The sequence below is a fragment of the Streptomyces sp. NPDC094032 genome, from assembly GCF_040303965.1.
In the GTDB taxonomy this organism is placed as follows: Bacteria; Actinomycetota; Actinomycetes; order Streptomycetales; family Streptomycetaceae; genus Streptomyces.
Genome location: NZ_JBEOUE010000009.1, coordinates 43,040 through 61,173, shown reverse-complemented (window position 1 = coordinate 61,173; position 18,134 = coordinate 43,040). Strand labels below are relative to the sequence as shown.

General features: G+C 67.9%; 10 protein-coding genes and 1 other RNA gene. 1 reads left to right on the top strand and 10 read right to left on the bottom strand.

Going from position 1 to position 18,134, the window contains the following annotated elements:
* Positions 1–43: 43 nt before the first annotated feature.
* The 6 genes from ABTZ54_RS15285 to ftsE form a co-directional block, all read right to left on the bottom strand.
* On the bottom strand, positions 44–1,135 hold the full coding sequence (locus ABTZ54_RS15285) for a glycoside hydrolase family 18 protein (RefSeq protein WP_351662564.1): 1,092 nt from the start codon (positions 1,133–1,135) through the stop codon (positions 44–46).
* A 173-nt stretch (positions 1,136–1,308) separates the two neighbouring features.
* Positions 1,309–1,701, bottom strand: a transfer-messenger RNA (tmRNA) gene (gene ssrA, locus ABTZ54_RS15280).
* A gap of 94 nt (positions 1,702–1,795) precedes the next feature.
* Positions 1,796–2,332, bottom strand: coding sequence for an SsrA-binding protein SmpB (gene smpB / locus ABTZ54_RS15275; RefSeq protein WP_351662561.1), 537 nt, complete (start codon positions 2,330–2,332; stop codon positions 1,796–1,798).
* Positions 2,333–2,350: 18 nt separating this feature from the next.
* Entirely contained in the window at positions 2,351–3,532 is a 1,182-nt protein-coding gene (locus ABTZ54_RS15270; RefSeq protein WP_351662558.1) for a S41 family peptidase, read from the bottom strand.
* Positions 3,533–3,611: 79 nt separating this feature from the next.
* Complete coding sequence (ftsX, locus tag ABTZ54_RS15265) at positions 3,612–4,529, bottom strand: permease-like cell division protein FtsX (RefSeq protein WP_351662555.1); 918 nt, start codon at positions 4,527–4,529, stop codon at positions 3,612–3,614.
* 21 nt (positions 4,530–4,550) lie between these two features.
* A complete protein-coding gene (gene ftsE / locus ABTZ54_RS15260; protein WP_046910798.1) occupies positions 4,551–5,240 on the bottom strand; it encodes a cell division ATP-binding protein FtsE in 690 nt (229 codons plus the stop codon).
* Between the two features lie 273 nt (positions 5,241–5,513).
* On the opposite strand from ftsE, the gene ABTZ54_RS15255 reads away from it, so the two are divergent.
* Complete coding sequence (locus ABTZ54_RS15255) at positions 5,514–5,699, top strand: hypothetical protein (protein ID WP_351662552.1); 186 nt, start codon at positions 5,514–5,516, stop codon at positions 5,697–5,699.
* A gap of 62 nt (positions 5,700–5,761) precedes the next feature.
* Here ABTZ54_RS15255 and ABTZ54_RS15250 read toward each other — a convergent pair whose 3' ends face one another.
* From ABTZ54_RS15250 to ABTZ54_RS15235, 4 genes are all read right to left on the bottom strand, one after another.
* Positions 5,762–6,754: a hypothetical protein gene (locus tag ABTZ54_RS15250; protein ID WP_351662549.1), complete on the bottom strand. Its 993-nt coding sequence runs from the start codon at positions 6,752–6,754 to the stop codon at positions 5,762–5,764.
* Between the two features lie 330 nt (positions 6,755–7,084).
* Entirely contained in the window at positions 7,085–7,624 is a 540-nt protein-coding gene (locus ABTZ54_RS15245) for a hypothetical protein (protein WP_351662546.1), read from the bottom strand.
* Positions 7,609–14,130 (bottom strand): RHS repeat domain-containing protein, encoded by a 6,522-nt coding sequence (locus ABTZ54_RS15240; RefSeq protein WP_351662543.1) that lies wholly within the window; start codon positions 14,128–14,130, stop codon positions 7,609–7,611. Before ABTZ54_RS15240 ends, ABTZ54_RS15245 begins: the two co-directional genes overlap by 16 nt.
* Before the next feature lie 171 nt (positions 14,131–14,301).
* Positions 14,302–17,892: a LamG-like jellyroll fold domain-containing protein gene (locus ABTZ54_RS15235; protein ID WP_351662540.1), complete on the bottom strand. Its 3,591-nt coding sequence runs from the start codon at positions 17,890–17,892 to the stop codon at positions 14,302–14,304.
* Between the last annotated feature and the right edge of the window lie 242 nt (positions 17,893–18,134).

The window sequence follows — 18,134 nt, the reverse complement described above, 5'->3', positions numbered from 1 at the left end:
CGTCCCCCTCCGGCAGCCAGGCGCGTGGCGCGTCGAGCCCGCGTCAGCTCTGCCGCAGCGGCCCCATCGGCACCGGCACGCCGAAGGCCGTGGCGCCCGCCCCGGCGCCGCCCTCGCAGCCGTCGGGCTCCTGGGTGCCCAGACCGCGCGTCGAGGGCTTCTCGGTGGCCCAGAACATGTAGCCGAGCAGCCCGGCGGTCGTCCCGGCCCCGTTCGGCGCGGCGTTCCTGACCCAGTCCCCCGTCGCCTTCTGGAGCGAGTTCGCGAAGTCGGTGCACTCGGGCAGGGGGCTGCGCCCGTACGCGAGGTAGAGCCCGGCCGTGAACTTGGCGGGCGCGAGGGGCGCGACCGGCGGGGAGAACTGGGACTTGCCGTCGAGGTGCTCCTGCCAGTTGGCGGTGTGGGTGCTCGCCGAGGCGGGGCGGGCCGTCACCATCGCGTTGGCGTAGTCGAGCACCGGCCGGTCGGTGCGCAGCCAGTCGGCGGTGGCCTTGCGGTTGAGGTCGATCAGCCACCGGTCGCCCGCGGCCGTGTCGAGGGTGAGGCGGGCGGCCGGGTCCGCGCCGGAGGCGTCGTACGGGTGGAGGGAGCGGTAGGCGTCGATGAAGTTCTGGAGCCCGGCCAGGTTCGGACCGGTGTTCTGCTCGTAGTCGATCTCGATGCCGACGCCGAGGTCGGCGGCGACCGCGGCGGCGTTCCGGCCGAGCTGCCCGGCGTCCTCGGCGAGGGCCGCGTCCCAGGCGTCGGTGTACGTGATGCCGCCGATGGAGAGCATCACGCGGATCCCGTGCGAGGTGAAGTACTGGACGATCTCCCGGCTCATGCCGGCCGGCACCCCGTTCACGGTCGTCGCGTCGGTGGTGCGGTGCAGCAGCTTGAGCGGGTCGACGAAGCTGAGGACGACGAGGTTGACCGAGGGCCGCCCGTCGCCGCGGTCGACCAGCCAGTGGTTCTTGGCGTCGAACTCGGCGACCGTACGCGGGGTGGACCAGGTGCAGTAGTCGTCGCCGCAGTGCCAGGCGCCGTAGACCTGGACGGGCGCGGCGGCGGTGGCGGACGGGCCGCCCGTGGGGACGAGCAGGGCGAGCAGCAGGAGCAGGACGGCGAGGGATCGGTGCCGCGCGGCGTGGCGCATACGTACCTCCGGGGATGCCGTGGCGTGGGGGGGCGGCGACCGCAGAGTGACAGGTACAGACCAAGCCGACAAGAGGGCGGGCATGAGGCGGGCATGAGGGCATGAGGGCATGAGGGCATGACAAAGGCCCGGCGGTCGTGTGACGACCACCGGGCCTGTGCCCACATGGGATGAAGTGGAGATGGCGGGAATCGAACCCGCGTCCAACGGTGCGGAACCAGGGCTTCTCCGTGCGCAGTCTGGTACGAGTTTCTCAGCCCTCCGGATCACCCAGACAAGTCCGGAACGGGCTCAGTCACTGTTTGATTTCCCTCAGGCCCCCGCGACCGGGGCTAGAGGTTTAGATCCCTAAATGACGCCAGGATCCGGGTCGGGACCACCCCCGGGCTGACGCTCCTCACAGAGGCTTCTACTCGTTACCTAAAATTAGGCAGCGAGGGCGAAGCGGGAGTTATCGCTCTTGGAGTTGGCGATTATTGGTTGCGACATATGGTTTACGAGATCATTGCCGCTTCCTCGACACGCTTCCCCTGCCTCGACATCCGCTGTCGAAACCGATCATCCCCATGTTGATTTTTCAAAAGTCGCACCTTCTCCGGGGTGCAGGCCCCATCGTACGTGACCGGGGGCCGCGGTTGCCAGCGTATTAACCCCTGGCGGCTAGGACCCCTCGCCCCGCTGACGCCGCTTCGCCGCCGCGACGGCCCGGTTGGTCTCGCGGGTGTCCTGCTTCTCTCGCAGGGTCTGCCGCTTGTCGTACTCCTTCTTGCCCTTGGCGAGCGCGATCTCGCACTTCACCCGGCTGCCCAGGAAGTACAGCGCGAGGGGCACGATCGTGTGACCCGTCTCGGACGCCTTCTGCTCCAGCTTGTCGATCTCCTCCCGGTGCATCAGCAGCTTGCGCTTCCGCTTCGCCGAGTGGTTGGTCCAGCTGCCCTGCATGTACTCGGGCACATGGATGTTGTACAGCCAGGCCTCGTGGCCCTCGATCTGGACGAAGCCGTCGACGAGCGACGCCCTGCCCATCCGGAGCGACTTCACCTCGGTGCCCATGAGCACCACACCGCACTCGTACGTGTCGAGGATGTGGTAGTCGTGCCGCGCCTTCTTGTTCTGCGCGATGAGCTTGCGCTCCGGCCCCTTGTCCTGGTTCTTCTTCGCAGGCTTGCCCTGCACGTTCACGAGTCCCTTAGCCATAGTGCGCTCATTTTCGCACTACGAGGCCCCTCCGAGGCCACTCAATACCGTACGGGCCCGCTCCTCGGCCCGGTCGCCGGCCGCGAGGTCCGGGGTGATGCCCCGGCCGTCCACCGCGTGCCCGGCGGGCGTGCGGTAGTGGCCGACGGTGAGCTCGGCGACGGAGCCGTCCGGCAGCGCGCTCGGCATCTGCACCGACCCCTTGCCGAAGGTGCGGGAGCCGACCGTGACGGCCCGCCCGCGGTCCTGGAGCGCCCCGGTCAGCAGCTCGGCCGCGCTCATCGTGCCGCCGTCGATGAGCGCCACCAGCGGCCGTACGGTGTCGCCGCCGCCCTCCGCGTACACCGCGCGCTGCTCGCCGTCCACGTCGTACGTGGCGACCAGCCCGCCGTCGAGGAAGGCGGAGGCGGCGACGGCGGCCTCGGCGAGCAGCCCGCCCGCGTTGCCGCGCAGATCGAGCAGGACCCCGGCGCCGGGCGGCGCGGAGCGCACGGCGGCCCGGACCCGCTCCCCCGTGCCCTTGGTGAAGGCGGCCACCCTGATCAGTACGGTGCCGTCGTCGAGCCGGCGGACGGTGACGGGGTCGGTGGTGAGCCGGGCGCGGCGCAGGGTCTGCGTCCAGGAGGCCCGGCCGCGCTCGACGCCGAGGGCGACGGCGGAGCCGGAGACGCCCTCGCCGCGCAGCAGCGAGACGACCTCGGAGACGGACAGACCGGCGACCGGGCGCCCGTCGACGGCGGTGAGCCGGTCGCCGGGCCGCAGACCGGCCAGCGCGGCGGGCCCGCCGCCCTGCACCCGGCTGATCTCGACCCGGTCCCGCGCGGCCTTGCGGGCGGAGAGCCCGACGCCGGTGTAGGCGCCGCCGAGGGCCTGCTCGAACTCGGCGTACTCGTGCTTGTCGTACACCGCGCCCCAGCGGTCGCCGCTGCGGCTGACGAACTCCTCGGCGGCCTTCTTGCCGGACTTCCCGTCGGCGACGGCCTCGGCGGCGGCGCGGGCGAGTGCCGCCCGGTCGACGGGCGCCCGGTCGACCGTCGCCCCGGTCGCCGCGGGCGCGGGCTCGCGCGTCTGCTCGCGCCTCGGCAGCGACCCGGTGGCGGCGGCCGTGCCGAGCACTCCGGCGAAGACCAACGTCAGAACGGCCCCACGGAGGACTCCGCGGGGCCGTCGACAGAACTCGGGGCCGGCACCGGCACGCATGCCGCCCACTCTAGGACAAGCGAATGGCGCCGTACGGCTGTTGACCGGACGACGCCATGAGCTCACCCCGAGTGGACTGTCACACCTTCAGGTACTTGCGCAACGCGATGAACGCGGCAAGGGCGGGCATCAGCAGCCCCACGGCGATGACGAGCGGCAGCTTGGACAGCACCGCGTCCCATCCGATGAACTCGACGAGCTGCATCTTGTCGGCGAGCGCGAGACCGTGGTCGATCAGGAAGTAGCGCCCGACCAGCAGCATCACCGAGGCGACGGCGCCGCCCAGGAGACCGGCGAAGGCGGCCTCCATGATGAACGGCATCTGGATGTAGAAGTTGGTCGCGCCGACCAGCCGCATGATGCCGGTCTCACGCCGCCGGCTGAAGGCGGAGACGCGCACCGTGTTGACGATCAGGATCAAGGCGATGACCAGCATCAGCGCCATCACGTACAGCGCGACGACGTTCATGCCGTTCATGAGGTCGAACAGATTCTGGAGGATGCCCCGCTGGTCCTGGACGGACTCGACGCCGTCCCGCCCGGCGAAGGCGGTCGCGACGACCTTGTACTTCTCCGGGTCCTTCAGCTTGACCCGGAAGGACTCCTGCATCTGGTCCGGCGTGACGACCGAGGCGATGGCCGTGTCGCCGTACTGCTCCTTGTAGTGCTTGAAGGCCTCGTCGGCGGACTCGCGGTGGACCGTCTCCACGATGTCCATCTTCTTCAGATCGGCCTCGATCTGCTCCTTCTGCTGCGCGGTGACCGCGCCCTTGGCGCACTTGGGCGAGGTGGCCCCGTCGCTCTTGTTGCAGAGGAAGATGGAGACGTTGACCTTGTCGTACCAGTAGTCCTTCATCGTGCTGACCTGCTCGCGCATGAGCAGCGCACCGCCGAAGAGGGCGAGCGAGAGGGCCACGGACACGACGACGGCGAAGGTCATCGTGAGGTTGCGCCGAAGACCGACCATGATCTCGGACAACACGAACTGAGCGCGCATCTGTCTGTATCCCCTACCGGCTCAGTGCTGATATCCGTAGACGCCGCGCGCCTGGTCGCGGACGAGACGGCCCTTTTCGAGCTCGATGACGCGCTTGCGCATCTGGTCGACGATGTTCTGGTCGTGGGTCGCCATGACGACGGTGGTCCCTGTCCTGTTGATCCGGTCGAGCAGCTTCATGATGCCGACGGAGGTCTGCGGGTCGAGGTTGCCGGTGGGCTCGTCGGCGATCAGCAGCATCGGCCGGTTGACGAAGGCCCGCGCGATGGCGACGCGCTGCTGCTCACCGCCGGACAGCTCGCCCGGCATACGGTCCTCCTTGCCGCCGAGGCCGACCAGGTCGAGCACCTGGGGGACGGCCTTGCGGATCTCGCCGCGCGGCTTGCCGATGACCTCCTGGGCGAAGGCCACGTTCTCGGCGACGGTCTTGTTCGGCAGCAGCCGGAAATCCTGGAAGACCGTCCCCAGCTGGCGGCGCATGTGCGGCACCTTCCAGTTGGACAGCCGGGCGAGGTCCTTGCCCAGGACGTGCACCTGACCTTGGCTGGTGCGCTCCTCGCGCAGGATCAGCCGAAGAAAGGTCGACTTTCCGGAGCCGGAGGAACCGACGAGGAAGACGAACTCCCCCTTCTCGATCTCCAGGGATACATCCCGGAGCGCGGGGCGGTTCTGCTTCGGATAGGACTTGGAGACGTTGTCGAATCGAATCACGGATGCACCACGGTCGGCCGGGAGTAGGTGTGCGTGACCATACGCGAACGGGGATGGCCCGCGCAGTCGCGGTCCGGACTTGTGTGCTTTATCCTTTTCGCCCTTCGGTACGCGTTCCCCCGGGGCGCGCCGAAAACCGCCGGAGCTGGCACAGTGGTAGGGGAACGCCCGGAGGGCCCGGACCGTTCTCCATAAGGCAAGGGGTCGAAGGATCGTAAGGACCACCAGGCCCGTGAGGATCGCGAGGATCCCCGCGCGGGAGGAGGAGAGCGCATGACCTATGACCGACTGGTGTGCGCCAACTGCGCGGCCCCCGTCGCGGAGGGCCGCTGCCCCGTCTGCCGCGCGAACCGCGAGCGCCTGCCCCAGCCCGGCGGCCTGACCCCGGCGATGCTCCTGACCCTGATCCTCGCCCTGGCGGCGACCCTGGCCCTGCTGGCGGCACTGCGGGGCGCGTAGAACGCGAGAGAGGGCCGGGGCGTTGTCCACACACCCCGACCCTCCCCTTTCACTCACCTACCTCAGGCGACGGTGCGCCCGCCACCCACGAGACGCGGCAGCATACGGAACCCGATGCCACCGGCGATCATGGTCGCGGCCCCGATGACCAGGAACGAGGTCTCGGCAGCACCGGTCTCCGCCAGCTCCTCCTTGGCCGCACCCTGCTCGACAGGCTGCGAGCCGGCGTTGTTGGTGCCGTTGTCGTTGCTCCCGTTGTCCACGCACTCGGCACCATCGAGATCGACGGTGCAGGTGCCGGTGCCGCCGTCGGTGGAGGACCCACCGCTGGTGGAGGAGCCACCCGAGGTGGAGGAACCACCCGTGGAGCCGGAGGTGCCGCTACCACCGGTGGCGGAGGAGCCGCCGGTGGTGGAGGAGCCACCCGTGGAGCCGGACGTGCCGGAGCTCCCGGACGTGCCGGAGCTGCCGGAGCTGCCGGACGTGCCACTGCCGCCCGTGGTCTGCGAACCACCAGTCTGGGACCCACCGGTCTCAGAACCACCGGTCTCGGAACCACCGGTCTGCGAACCGCCGGTCTGGGACCCACCGGTCTCAGAACCACCGGTCTGCGAACCACCAGTCTGGGACCCGCCGGTCTCGGAACCGCCGGTCTGGGACCCACCGGTCTCAGAACCACCAGTCTGCGAACCACCGGTCTCGGAACCACCGGTCTGGGACCCACCGGTCTCAGAACCGCCAGTCTGCGAACCACCGGTCTCGGAACCACCGGTCTGCGAACCACCGGTCTCAGAACCGCCAGTCTGGGACCCACCGGTCTCAGAACCACCGGTCTGCGAACCGCCAGTCTCGGAACCACCGGTCTGGCCACCGGTCTGACCACCGGTCTCGCAGAGGGTCGGGTCGATCTCGCAGTCGTCGCCGCTGCCCTGGGTGCTGAAGCCGATGCTCACACCCACGGCCTGCGCGGCACCGGCCGCGGTCAGCGAGGCTCCGGCGGCGATCACGGCGCTGGCCGCTATCCGCGCGACACGAACCCGCGTCTTCTTCGTCATCTGGCTGCTACCCCCAGTAGCTCATCTCGTCTGTAGAGCTGCGCTCGGGGCACGGACCCGGGGCACGGCCGAACCTCACCGGACCTGCCCCCGTTCACACGCGCCCCAGTTACACGCATGCCGTTTGCCACCCTTCCGAGTTTCCGATGGCCAGTCAAGGTCGTTGCGCGCGCAATGCCCGAAAGATCACCAGTTACCCCTCATGCGGCGATGCAACTGTGACGTAAACGCGGAACTACAGCTCCCGCAGCACCAGTTCCCATGTCGACAAAGCGCCAGACTCGCCACTCAACCGCTTGCGCCCGCGAACCCGCACCTTCATCACGGAGGTCACTTCGGGCAATGCGCCTGAGCGTTGATCTCATCCCGCGTCAGGATCTTGCCCTTGTCGGTCAAGTACTCGTTCGGGGCCAGGGACCTGTTCTTCAAACTCGACGGAGTGACCCAGTGATCCTGGCCGTCCTTCTCCTTGCCGGCGACGCGCTCCGTCACCGAGACGTAGTAGCCGTCCGGCAACGGCGACCTCACGGGGCGGGGCTCCTGACCGAAGCTGGTGTTCGTTCCCACGGTGAAGACGCCGCGCTTCGCCTCCTCCCCCGTCGGCTCGCTGCCGCTCCACAAGGTCGTGAAGCCATCGCCGTCCTCGCCCTTGCCCGTAGCGCGCACGTAGACGCTCGCGCCGACCACCTCGTGCGCAGCGCACAGCGGGTAGGCCACCACCACATCACCGGCGGAGTCCAGACGGAAGCCGAAGTCGACCTGCCGAGGAGCCGGTCCGGTGAGCGCGCAGCCCGTCAGAGCGAACGAGATCGCCACCAGAGCGGCGAGGACCACGCCTGGCCTGAGCGGTCGCTTCAGGGAGTGCCGCACGGATAGTCCCCCTTCCCCAGATCGGCATCGATCTCGTACTGATTGGTACATGGATTCAGGCCCTCGCCGAAGTAGCGCCAGATCATGGCGATGCCCTCCCTGTCCCACTGCTGGTGGTGCACTCGCTCGTGGTCCATCTTGTCCTTGTCGCTCATCCAGTCTTCCTTGCCGGTCACATACGTGTGGCCGATCGTCGTCCCACCTCGTCCGTAGATCGGGATGTCCGTCTGGCAGACGACCATGTCCCCATTGGGTGCGCACGCGCCCGGGCCCGCGGCCACATTCGCGACCATCTGATACCCGGCTCCCAGAAGGAAGCTCTGCGTCTCCTTCTGGAACTTTCCCATCCCCTTGTTGGGGACGAAGAGCTCGTAGGCGATCTTGTCGAGCAGATAGCAGCCCTCTCCGCCGCACTCGAAGAGATACCGGTTCCCGCCGCCGGTCGTCTTGTTGTCGGCGATGCTCAGGCGCAGGACTTCGGCCTTGCACGCGTCGTCGCAGCCGGTCATGTCGACCAGGGGCAGCAAGTTCGGCTTCTTCCAGCCGAGGCCGTTCGTCATCATCCGGATCTGGTCGGCCCTCGCCGCCCGCAGGGCCAGGATGCGCTGCTGTTCGTACAGGATCGCTGCCCGGCACTTCGAATCGCAGGTGTTGACGGAACTGGCGGTTCCCCCGCCCTTGCCGCCCTTGCCACCACGGCCACCACCCGTGCCGCCACCGCCGCTCTCAAGCTCCCCACCCAGCGGAGGGGACACCGTCTCTTCGCTCGCGATGACCTCCGGGCTGCAGGTCCTGCCCACTTCGCACGTGGACGAGGCCAGACCCGACGGGTCGGACACCGTGACCGGGTTGTTCTCCGCGTAGCCATAGCCGTTCATCGACTGCGGCTTCGACGACTCCAGTCTCGGGTCCACGCTCAGGAACTGGGCGATCTGCGGATCGTACTCACGCGCCCCGATGTGTGTGAGTCCTGTTCCCGCATCAGCCGGCTTTCCAAGGAAGCCCTGGTCATCCGGCCAGGTACCCACCGTGCCCGAGCGGGGCGAGCCGAACGGGGTCGTGTACCTCTTCGTGACCGCCTGCGTCACGGCATCCAGCGCGAGGCTGCTTGTGCCGTGGTGGTCGCCGGCCAGGAAGGACAGGCTCCCCGAACCGGACTCCGTTGTTCGGACCGCGATACTCACCACGCCCGCGGTGTAGGTACGTGTCGCCCATGTCTTCGTCGTCGCGCCCGCGACCTTGAGGTGAACCTCGGTCGCCCCGAGATACAGGACGGACTCTCCGTCGCCTACCGCGCGCCGCATCAGCAGCGCGCCCTCCGCGTCGTAGAGGTACTCGGTCCGCTTCGTCCCCTCTGTCAACGAGGACAGTTTTCCTTCCGCGTTCCACGTCAGTGTCTGCGCCGTGCCGTTCGGGCCGGTCCGCTTCTCGGTGTTGCCGGAGGCGTCGTAGCCGTATGTCTCCGTTACGTCCACGCAGCTCGCAGCGGTCGTCGTGGCCCGCAAGGTGTGACGCTGCGCGGGCTGTGTGTAGCAGGACCGCGTGGTGACCGGACTGCCCGCGGCAGGGGTCTGCGTCTCTGTCTCTCGCTGGCCCGCGGCATTGTAGGTGTACGACGTCCGGTACGGGGCGGGCCCGCCCAGCAGCGTGCTCGCGCAGTCGTCCGTCGACGGCGTCCATGCTTCGGAGAGGCGGCGCTGGCCGTCATACCGGAAACACTGGATATCGCTCTTCAGCATCGGGTCGGGATTCGGAATGTCCGCGATCCGCGTCACGTTCCCGGCCTGGTCGTATGTGTAGTAGAGGTCCTGCGGCTTGTACGGCGTCGTCTGCGGCATCGTCACATAGGAGCGACTGAGCCGGTCGGTGCCGCTCTCGTATTCGTTGTTGACGTACGCCTTCTTGCTCTCGGCCGCCGACGAGACGCCCAGCGTCAGCTGCTGCGGCAGACCGGTACTGCTGTAGCTGGCGGCGAGCAGGTAGCCGGTCGTGCCACTGACGGAAGTGACCTGTCCAGTCGTGGTGTAGTTGTACGACAGCGTCTCAGCAGGCAGACCGCCCGCGGCCGGCTCCTCCATCTGCTTGAGTGTTCCGTCGAGGTTGTACGCATTGCCGAAGACGTAACTACTCACCGCGGCGCCAGCCTTGACCATCGGATCGTTCGGATCCAACTGCAACTCGGTCGTCTTCGCCCGGTAGAACTCGTCGTATGCCGTGATCTTCTTGGTGTAGGTCTTGCCCGTCGTACCTCCGTCGTACCGGACGGAGCTTGCCTCCTTGCCTTTCATCACGGTGTCGTAGGTCCAATGCGCCAGCTTGGTGGCGTCATCTCGGGAACCCGACCACAGGTCGGTCTTCCGCCCGATCTCGTCGTAGGCGTACAGCAGCTTCCGGTGCTCGGCATCCTCGGTCGAATCCACCCGGTCCGAGAGCGTGTACCACGTCTTGGAGGTGCCCTTGTCGGGGTCGGTCGCCATGACCTGGCGGCCATGAAGGTCGTAGGTGTACGTCCATTGAGCGCCGTCCGGGCCCGTGATCGTGCTCTCCTTCCCGTCCCTCGTGTATGTGAACCGAGTGGACGAGTACGCAACTCCCAGCGCACCTCCGTACTGCGTGTCGGTCGGCGCCACGCCGGCGTACTCGCGCCGCTCGACCGTGCGGCCGAGTACGTCGACGATCACGCGGGTTGCCTGCCCCCCGGTGATCCCGCTGGTGGCGGTCGAGTCTCCGGTGTACGTCGTGGTCGTCGCCCAGTTGGGCTGGCCGAAGACCTTGAAGGCGGTATTCGTCGCGCGGCCCGCACCGTCGAAGACCGTGTCCGTCTGTTTGGGAGCCTCGCCGTACTCGGCGCGCGTGTATGTGCCGTTCGGCAATGCCGTCGAGTCGAAGATGTCGGCGTACATCTCGGTCGCCAAGCCTCGCGAGTCGTACCGGGTGTCGGTGAGGAGTCGACCGCCGTTCGAGGTCGGCTTCTGCTTCTGGAGCGGGCGGAGCAACGAGTCGAAGATCTCGTACGACGTCGAGACCGTGCTCGACGACTCGATCCGTGAGGTCCGCACGGAGGGGGCGACTCCCCGTTTCACGGTGTACCCGAACGTCATGCTGGCACTCTGGCCGGCGTCCTTGCTGCGGTTGGGCAGCCACAGTCCGGTGAGCCGGCCCATCGCGTCATAGGTCTGCTCGGTCTTCTTGGCGTTGATGTCGAAGGTGCGGACGGGCAACCCACGGAGACCGTCGAGATAGGTGGTGACCTTGTGACTCTTGGGGTTGGTCACGATGGTCTTCGTCGGCGTGCCCGCACCCGCCGGGGTGTAGTCGGTGACGGTGGGCAAGGCGTTCTCGGGGTCCTTCAAGGTCCGAATCCGGCCCAGGGAGTCGTAGGTCGACGTGGTCTGCGTCTGCCAGCCGGTGGTGGGCGCCGGATACCGTTCCCCGCCGGTGGCCGTCGCCGGATACCCGGTGGGACGGCCCGTCCAGGTGGCCTCACCCTTCGTCGGAAGCTGGTCGGGGGACCAGCCGGTGGCCGCCGGGTCGTCGTACACGGTCGCTGTGTCGGCGAGGACGCTGCCTCGCGTACCGGTGGTCGTCGGCAGGGTCAGGTTCGTCTCGGCGATGGCGCAGGTCGCACCGACCGTACGGGTCCGGGACACCAGGCTGTTGATGCCCTTGCTGTCATTGCGCGCATACCAGATCCGTGTGCAGGTCTCGTCACCGGTAACGTCGGTGTCGCCGAAGTTGTCGACCTTGGCCGCCATTCCATAGGCGTCGTACTCGGTTCCCGTGGTAGTCGTCCGCCAGGTCTTCGGAGCAGTGAGATAGGTGTGCTGCGATGTGCTTCCGGTCCGCACGTAGTACGCCTCGGTGTCGGCGTACGACTTGTGCTGAGTAGCCGTCTTCGCGGACCAAGGGGTGTTGACGGTAACGCTCACAGGAGTGGCGCCGTCATAGACGATCTGCTGGCGGGTGAAGCCCGCGTACTGCGCGTAGTCCGTCGTGTCCGGGACGTTCAGCCCGGGTGGGTCGACTCCAGGTACGGTGACGCTGCGGGTTCCGCCGGCCTTCAGTCGGTCGCCGTGCATGCCCTGGAGGAAAGTGGTGACGGTCTTGGACTGCGTACCAGTGGCCGCTCCGGTTCGTACGGTGACCTTCTGATAGCCACGCCAGATCGACCAGGTGCGCTCGTCCTCGGGAATGAAGGGGCTCTCGTTGTAGTGCCAGGCCGGGCTTCCGTACGTGTACTCGTGCTCGACGAGTTCTCCGTGGCCGGCCGGATCCGCGAGGCTGACATGGGTGACCCGGTACTTGTGGAACCAGTCGAGGCTCGCGACGTCGGAGCCGTTGATGTTCCAGTACAGCGGATAGCACGAAGTCGCGTTGTCGTCCTCCGCGGCCGGCATCGACGCGCCGCGTACACACTCCGGCTCGTTGTAGGTGACGGTGGTGATGGCCCCGGTCTCGGTCGTCACGCTGTTCACGCGGGGCTTGGTCAGCGGAAGGATGTTGCCGCCGCCGGGTTGGGTGCCGCCGGCGACCCGGTTCGGGCGCTTGTGGTAGGTGAAGGTGATCGGATCGAGTCCCATCGCCGCGCCGGTGCGCCCCGTCCGCCGAATACTGTCGAGGGTGAGGGTCTGATCGGACGAGTCGCCGATGTCCCCGCCGTCGTAGTAGCTCTGCGTGAACGCCCATGAGTCGACGGCCGCGTACGCGGACCCGCTCAGGACGGACGTATCGATCTGGGTGAGCCGCTTGCGCGTGAAGAAGCTCGGGTTCTCGGAAAGGCAGTCGGTGTTGCTTGCGCCCGCCGCGCAGATCCGGTCGAAGGGAACGTCCGGCCAGTTCTCGGCGGTCGCGTCGGTCAGTGAAGTGCAGTCGGAGACCGTACAGCGCTCCGCGTAGGTGAAGTCGACTTTGCCGGGAGCGGTGGCGGAGAAGAGCGTGTCCTTGGTCTGCCCGTAGAGGATCTTCTCAAGGTAACCACCGCGGGTATAGGCAGCATTGGCGGTGGACGCCTTGTTCTTGCGGTAGTAATTGACCTCTTCCTTGTACCAGTAGGTCATGGCGTTGCCATGAGTGTCCTCGACATAGTCGAGATTCCATCGCCACGCCTGTGTGAGCGAACGGTCCGCGAAGGATGAGCCCCCGGAGTAGCCCGGCTCCCCGGAGTCGTCACCGAACACCGGCACGGTCCAGACCGAGTTGGTGCGCTCGGTGGTCGCGCCGGAGAGTTTGTCGAGCCCGAAGACGTACTTGGTGCCGTCGCCTGTGATGACCGTCCAGTACTCGCCGTCGTCGTCGCCGTTGATCACGTTCCCGGTGCTGTGAATGACGGTAGAGGCATCGTCGTCCTTGAGTCGCCACCTTCCATCGGTGTCGTCCTTCACCAGCTCCGTCGCCTTGCCGTTCAGGACAAGGGAGGCGTTGTCGTACTTCCAACACAGGTCATAGACCTTGTCCTGGCCGTCCTTGGAACAAGAACCGTATGTGCGCTCCACAAAGGAGACTGTGGACAGATCGAAGCCCTCACCGACCTCGGTGCCCTGGTTGTTGGTCGAGGCGCTGCGCCCGTCGACCCCTCCGGAGTCGTAGGACAGCGTCAGTGATGGCGCGGGCCCGGCAGCCGGCTTGGGCGCCTCCATCGGATACGACCAGGAGAACGCTCCTGACGACTTGCCGGCCTCCCAGCTGGAGGAGGAGGCGAGCGGGGTGGCGGCGAAATCGCCGGTGCCGGAAGCGGACTGACCGCCGGATCCGGCGGTCACGGCGAAGAGAGTGGAGCCCGACGTGAGGTTCACATCGGCTGAGATCTCGTGGCTTTGAACGTCGTTGACCGACTCCAGCTCGGTGATCTTCCGGCAGGCCGCGGCCTTCGGGGTGGTGAGCAGGCAGGCGGGTAACCGGACGAGACGGAGCCGGCCTGACCAGCCTCCACCATAGGAGGAGGCGAAGGACGCGTAGTCGAGGGTGAGCTTCGCCGCGCCGGGGCGATTGCTGCGCGCGGTGAACAGCACGCCGCGAACACCGGCTTCCCTTGTCGCCTCACGTCCGAGGACCTGCACTGTGCCGGTGGCGGCAGGGACGTACGGAACGCCGGCGTTCGGCCTGGCAGCGCCGCTCCGCATCGTGCCCGTCGGCGCGAGGGTGACCGCCAGGCCACCGGCTTCTCTCGCGACCCCGTCGGCCGGGACAGTCGCAGTCCCACCCACCGGCCAATGCGCCAACCGCCGTTCCGCGGCGCCTCGGGCCACGTCGGAGGCATTGCGCGCCGCTGTGTCGACGACCCCCTTCCGGGTCTTCTCCGCACCCGGTGTTCTCATCGCTTCAACCTGGCTCACGCGCTGCTTCGGCACACCGGGTTTCCCGATGCCGCTTGTTCCGCCGACTGCCTCAGCCACCGGCATGAGCCCGGCGGGGACGGCCAGGACAGCCGCGAGCGCGATGACGCCCGACGTCCACACTCCGCCGGTGACTCCGCCGATCCGATGTCGCCTTCGGGCACCGTTGCCCATGGACCCAACCCCCACGAGTCGCGTACGCGTGCATCCGCGTACGAGGGCACGCTGAAGTGCCCTGACGAGAAAGCTCAGAAACGCGAGTGGCGAAACAGCGGCGACGACCCTCGCCGCCCGACCGCCCGCTCCCCAGGGCCGTGCGGCCTGCCGGGGAGCACGGCGCCCGCGTCACTCACCGATGACAATGTCCTTGACCTGCGCGTCGTCCTTCATCGCACCGGCCCAGAGACGTACGTCGCTGACCCGGCCGGGCAGGAAATGGCCCCAATCGGTGGCGCTGAGGCCCTTGCCGACGGCGAACTCACCGGAACCCACCAGAGTCGGGTACGTCGACTCCCTGTCCTGTGGGGAACTGCCGACGTAGAGCTCGAACGTCTGGCCGGTGGCCCCGTCCGCCTTCACGACGCCGGTCAGCTGGACAGCGTTACCGACATCGGCAACGTCGTCCGACTCCACCCAGTTCTTCGTTCCGTCCTTGTCGACTCGGCCGAAGTGCCAGAAGCCGATCGGTGAGACCTTCTCCTTGCCTTCGTCGTCGAGTTCGGTCGAGAGCGAGCGCAACTCGAACCAGAGCCCCCAGGAGGACCCGTCCGCAGCCCTCTGCCCGACGACCTGGCTGATGGAGCCCAAGGGGGCGTCGAGCAGTTTCGCCCGGTCCAGTTCCACCTTGGCGGTGACCGTGAACGACCCCGTGTCGTCCGTCAGCGGCCCGGGCGCGGTCGCACCGTCGTCCTTGCCGTCGAACACCAACGCCTGGCCGTCGGCAGCGGCGCCGCCTTCGAGTGTCAGGGCCGGACCGTACCCCGAGGTGCCGTCGATGAGCGGCGAGGTTCCGGTGACACCCGCGGCATTCCAGGCTGCTACCAGTTCGGCCTCAGGCCGGTCGGTTCTCGCGTTCACGGTTCGCGCTTCCGTCGCGATTTCTTCGGGTGTGAGCACACGCTGCCATACGGCCACCTCGTCGATGGATCCGTCGAAGTAGTCCACGAAAGTGTTCCCGTACAGCAGACGGCCGATCTGGAGGGCACCATCGGCGTTCCAGGCCAGCCCGGTGTCGATCGTCCCTTGTGTCCGTCCGTTGACGTAGAGCGTCGCCTTGTGGGCCACGGTGTCGTGGACGGCGGCCACGTGCGTCCACACTCCCTTGGCCGTCGGGGTGGTCTGCCGGATCTCCTGCGTCAAACCCCCATTGACACTCGTGGTCGACAGCGTCCGAAAGCTCCAGCCGTCTTTCCCGTTGGCACCGTAAGAGAGTATGAACGGGCTGTACTTGTCCACCCATGGGCTCGTCGTCGTAGCTTGACCGAGGACGGTCATGGTCCGGGTGGGCGCCTTGCTCACGCGGACCCATGCGGACACGGTGTACGAAGCGCGCGACTCGAGCGCCGGCCCCGCCGTCGCCGCGTACGAGGTCGAGCCATTCAGCTGCAAGCCGCGGTCCGCCCTCGGTGCGGTCAGCGGATTCCCCACCGCGTCGTACCAGACTTCACCGCGCCGGCCCTGGTCGCTCCGGACGGCACCGCCGAACAGTGTGGCGTTGTCCTGGTTCGCCGCCACCGTCGTGGACGTGTCCAGCGCGTCACCGCTGTCCTCGTCGAAGCGCCAGCGGCCGACCGGGCCGCTGCCCTCGTTCACGAGGATGCTCACGATCTGCGAGGCACCGTAGCGTCCGAGGCCGTCCTTCGCCCGGACCTCCAGCTGGTAGGTGCCAGGCTCCGGCGGGACGATCGGCTGCTTCACCGTGCTGCCTGCGGCGGTCTGTGACCACGCCGCCTGGCCCGAACGTCGGTACTGGTAGCCGGTGATGGTGTCGCCGCTCGCGGGCGTGAAGGTGAACGGAGCGGACACGCCAGGGCTTCCGCCGGGCAGGCACGTCGTGGCGCACAGCGAGTACGGAGTGCCGACGGTGACCGTCGGAGCCTTCGGAGCGGTCGGGTCGACCTTGAAGTAGCAGTATCCGGCGCTGGTGGAAACCAGCCAGCTGGAGAAGTTGTTCCAGTACGAGCGCGTCCACGAGCTCATCCGATAGCTGGTGCCCTCGGCGAGGGTTGTCGTCACGGACGGTGTGGTGCGCCCGCCGGAGGCGAGATAGCCGGTACCGGTCGGTGAGACGAAGTCGCTCTGGGCGGCGACCCATGACGTGCCGGACTGCTTCTCCACCCTGAACAGTGCCTTCAGCATCGCGCCGGACTCGCCGCCGGAGTACGTGCGGACGGTAGCGGCGAGCTGCGGGGTCGGGTCGCTGACAATGGTGGGCTTTGCGGCGTCCGGGGAGCAGGTGGTTCCGGAGCCTGCGACGATGCCCTGCGAGCTGGGATAGTACGGCTTGCCCACGTAGTCCACGACCAGCACGGCGTCGTTCCTGAACCGCTTCCAGGCGCTCGTGTCGGTCTCGGTCTTGGCGCGGAGTTCCAGTGTCAGCCTCGCGAACTTGCCCGCCGCGAAGTCACGGACGGTCGGCGTGAGGTTCTCGAAGGACTTGGTCGGGTCGTCGTTGAAGTCGATCGGGGCGTCCGGCTGGTTCGGTGCGCAGAGCGAGCCGCGACCGGCCGAGACCGAGCGCTCCACCATCCAGTCCAGCTCGGCGGGTCGACTGGTCCAGGTCGTGGCCGTGGAGATGTCGTTGGTGCGCACGAGGCTGACCACTCGGGGGTCGCACTGGAAGGCCCAGGGCTCGGTCACCCGGAAGGTCGCGTCGAGGACGTGCTTGCCGGCGAGGGCGCTCGGCGAGAACTCGAAGTACAGCCGCTGTACGTATCCGGGACCGCAGTAGTAGCCGTTCCAGGAGCCGCACTCGCCCACGCCCTGGCCCCGGTTGTCGTCACCGTTGCCCCAGCCGTACGACTCGTAGCCGTCGGACCTCAGCTGGGTCCGCTCCGCCTCACCCCATGTCACCTGGGGGTCGATGTAGATCGGGAAGGCAGAGCTGTCCTTGTCCCCGAGAAGCGCGGCGTCGGGGACGATCGTCAGGCGCTCCTTGCCCAGGACGATCGGCAGTCCCGCATGGCGGTCGCCCGGGCGCGGCGCCCTCAGGCGGGTCTCGGCCGTGGAGGCAGGAGCACGGCCCACGGTCGGCGGCGGTGTGCTTGTCGCGGGGGCCCCGCCCCGCGAGTCCCACATGGCCGCGGGTGGGACGGCGAAGATCTTCAGACCGTTCTCGTCGAGAGCCGCTACGCCTCCCTTGGCGGTGGGCCTGAGTTTGAGTCCCTTGCTCGCGAACCCGAAGTCGATCCGCTTGAGCGCCGGGTTCGCCGCAGCACGGGGTGTCTTGACGACGAGAACGTCCCGGAAGCCGTCGGTCGAGGCGGTCATCCTCAGGTCGACGCCGGGCAGGACGTCGGTGTAGACGGCGGTGTCACCGTCCAGGGTCGGCTTGGGCAGCCGCCCGGGCCACGCCATGGTCAGCGACTTCTGCCCGCGGGCGACCGTGGCAAGGGCCGCGCCGTCGCCTCCGCCGGAGAACCGCACGTCGACCGCGGCGGCCTTCGGCGCGACCGTCCCGTCGGGCCGGACCTCCAGGGTCGCGTCGGGCTTCACCCAGCCACCGGCACCGCCCCGGACGCGGACGGGGACAGCCGACTGCTCAAGCCGCAGCGAGGCGCCGTCGGGGTTCGCGTACGTCGTGGTGAGTTCGGTGCGCGCACCGACGACCTCGACGCGTTCGCCGGTCCTGGCCGCTTCGGCGAGGGCCGTCCGCTCCTCGGTGGCCGGGCCGCCGAGGGCGCTCGGCGCCGCGTTTCCGACCGCGTTCGCGGTCATGGCCGACAGTCCCGTCCAGGTCAACGCACCTGCTACGAGCACGGCGACGGTTCTGCGCCGTCGGCGTTTTCCGGCATGGCTGTGCATGACTCGCCCCCACCCCTGAGTGAACACATGTTCCACGAGCGGGGCGCAGCCTTGTGACTGTTGGGGTCTGGGTCAACGGTGTGGTGCGGAGAATGTCAGGTGCCGGTACGGCGAGGGGCCCCGCTCATCCAGTGAGCGGGGCCCCTCGCCGAAGC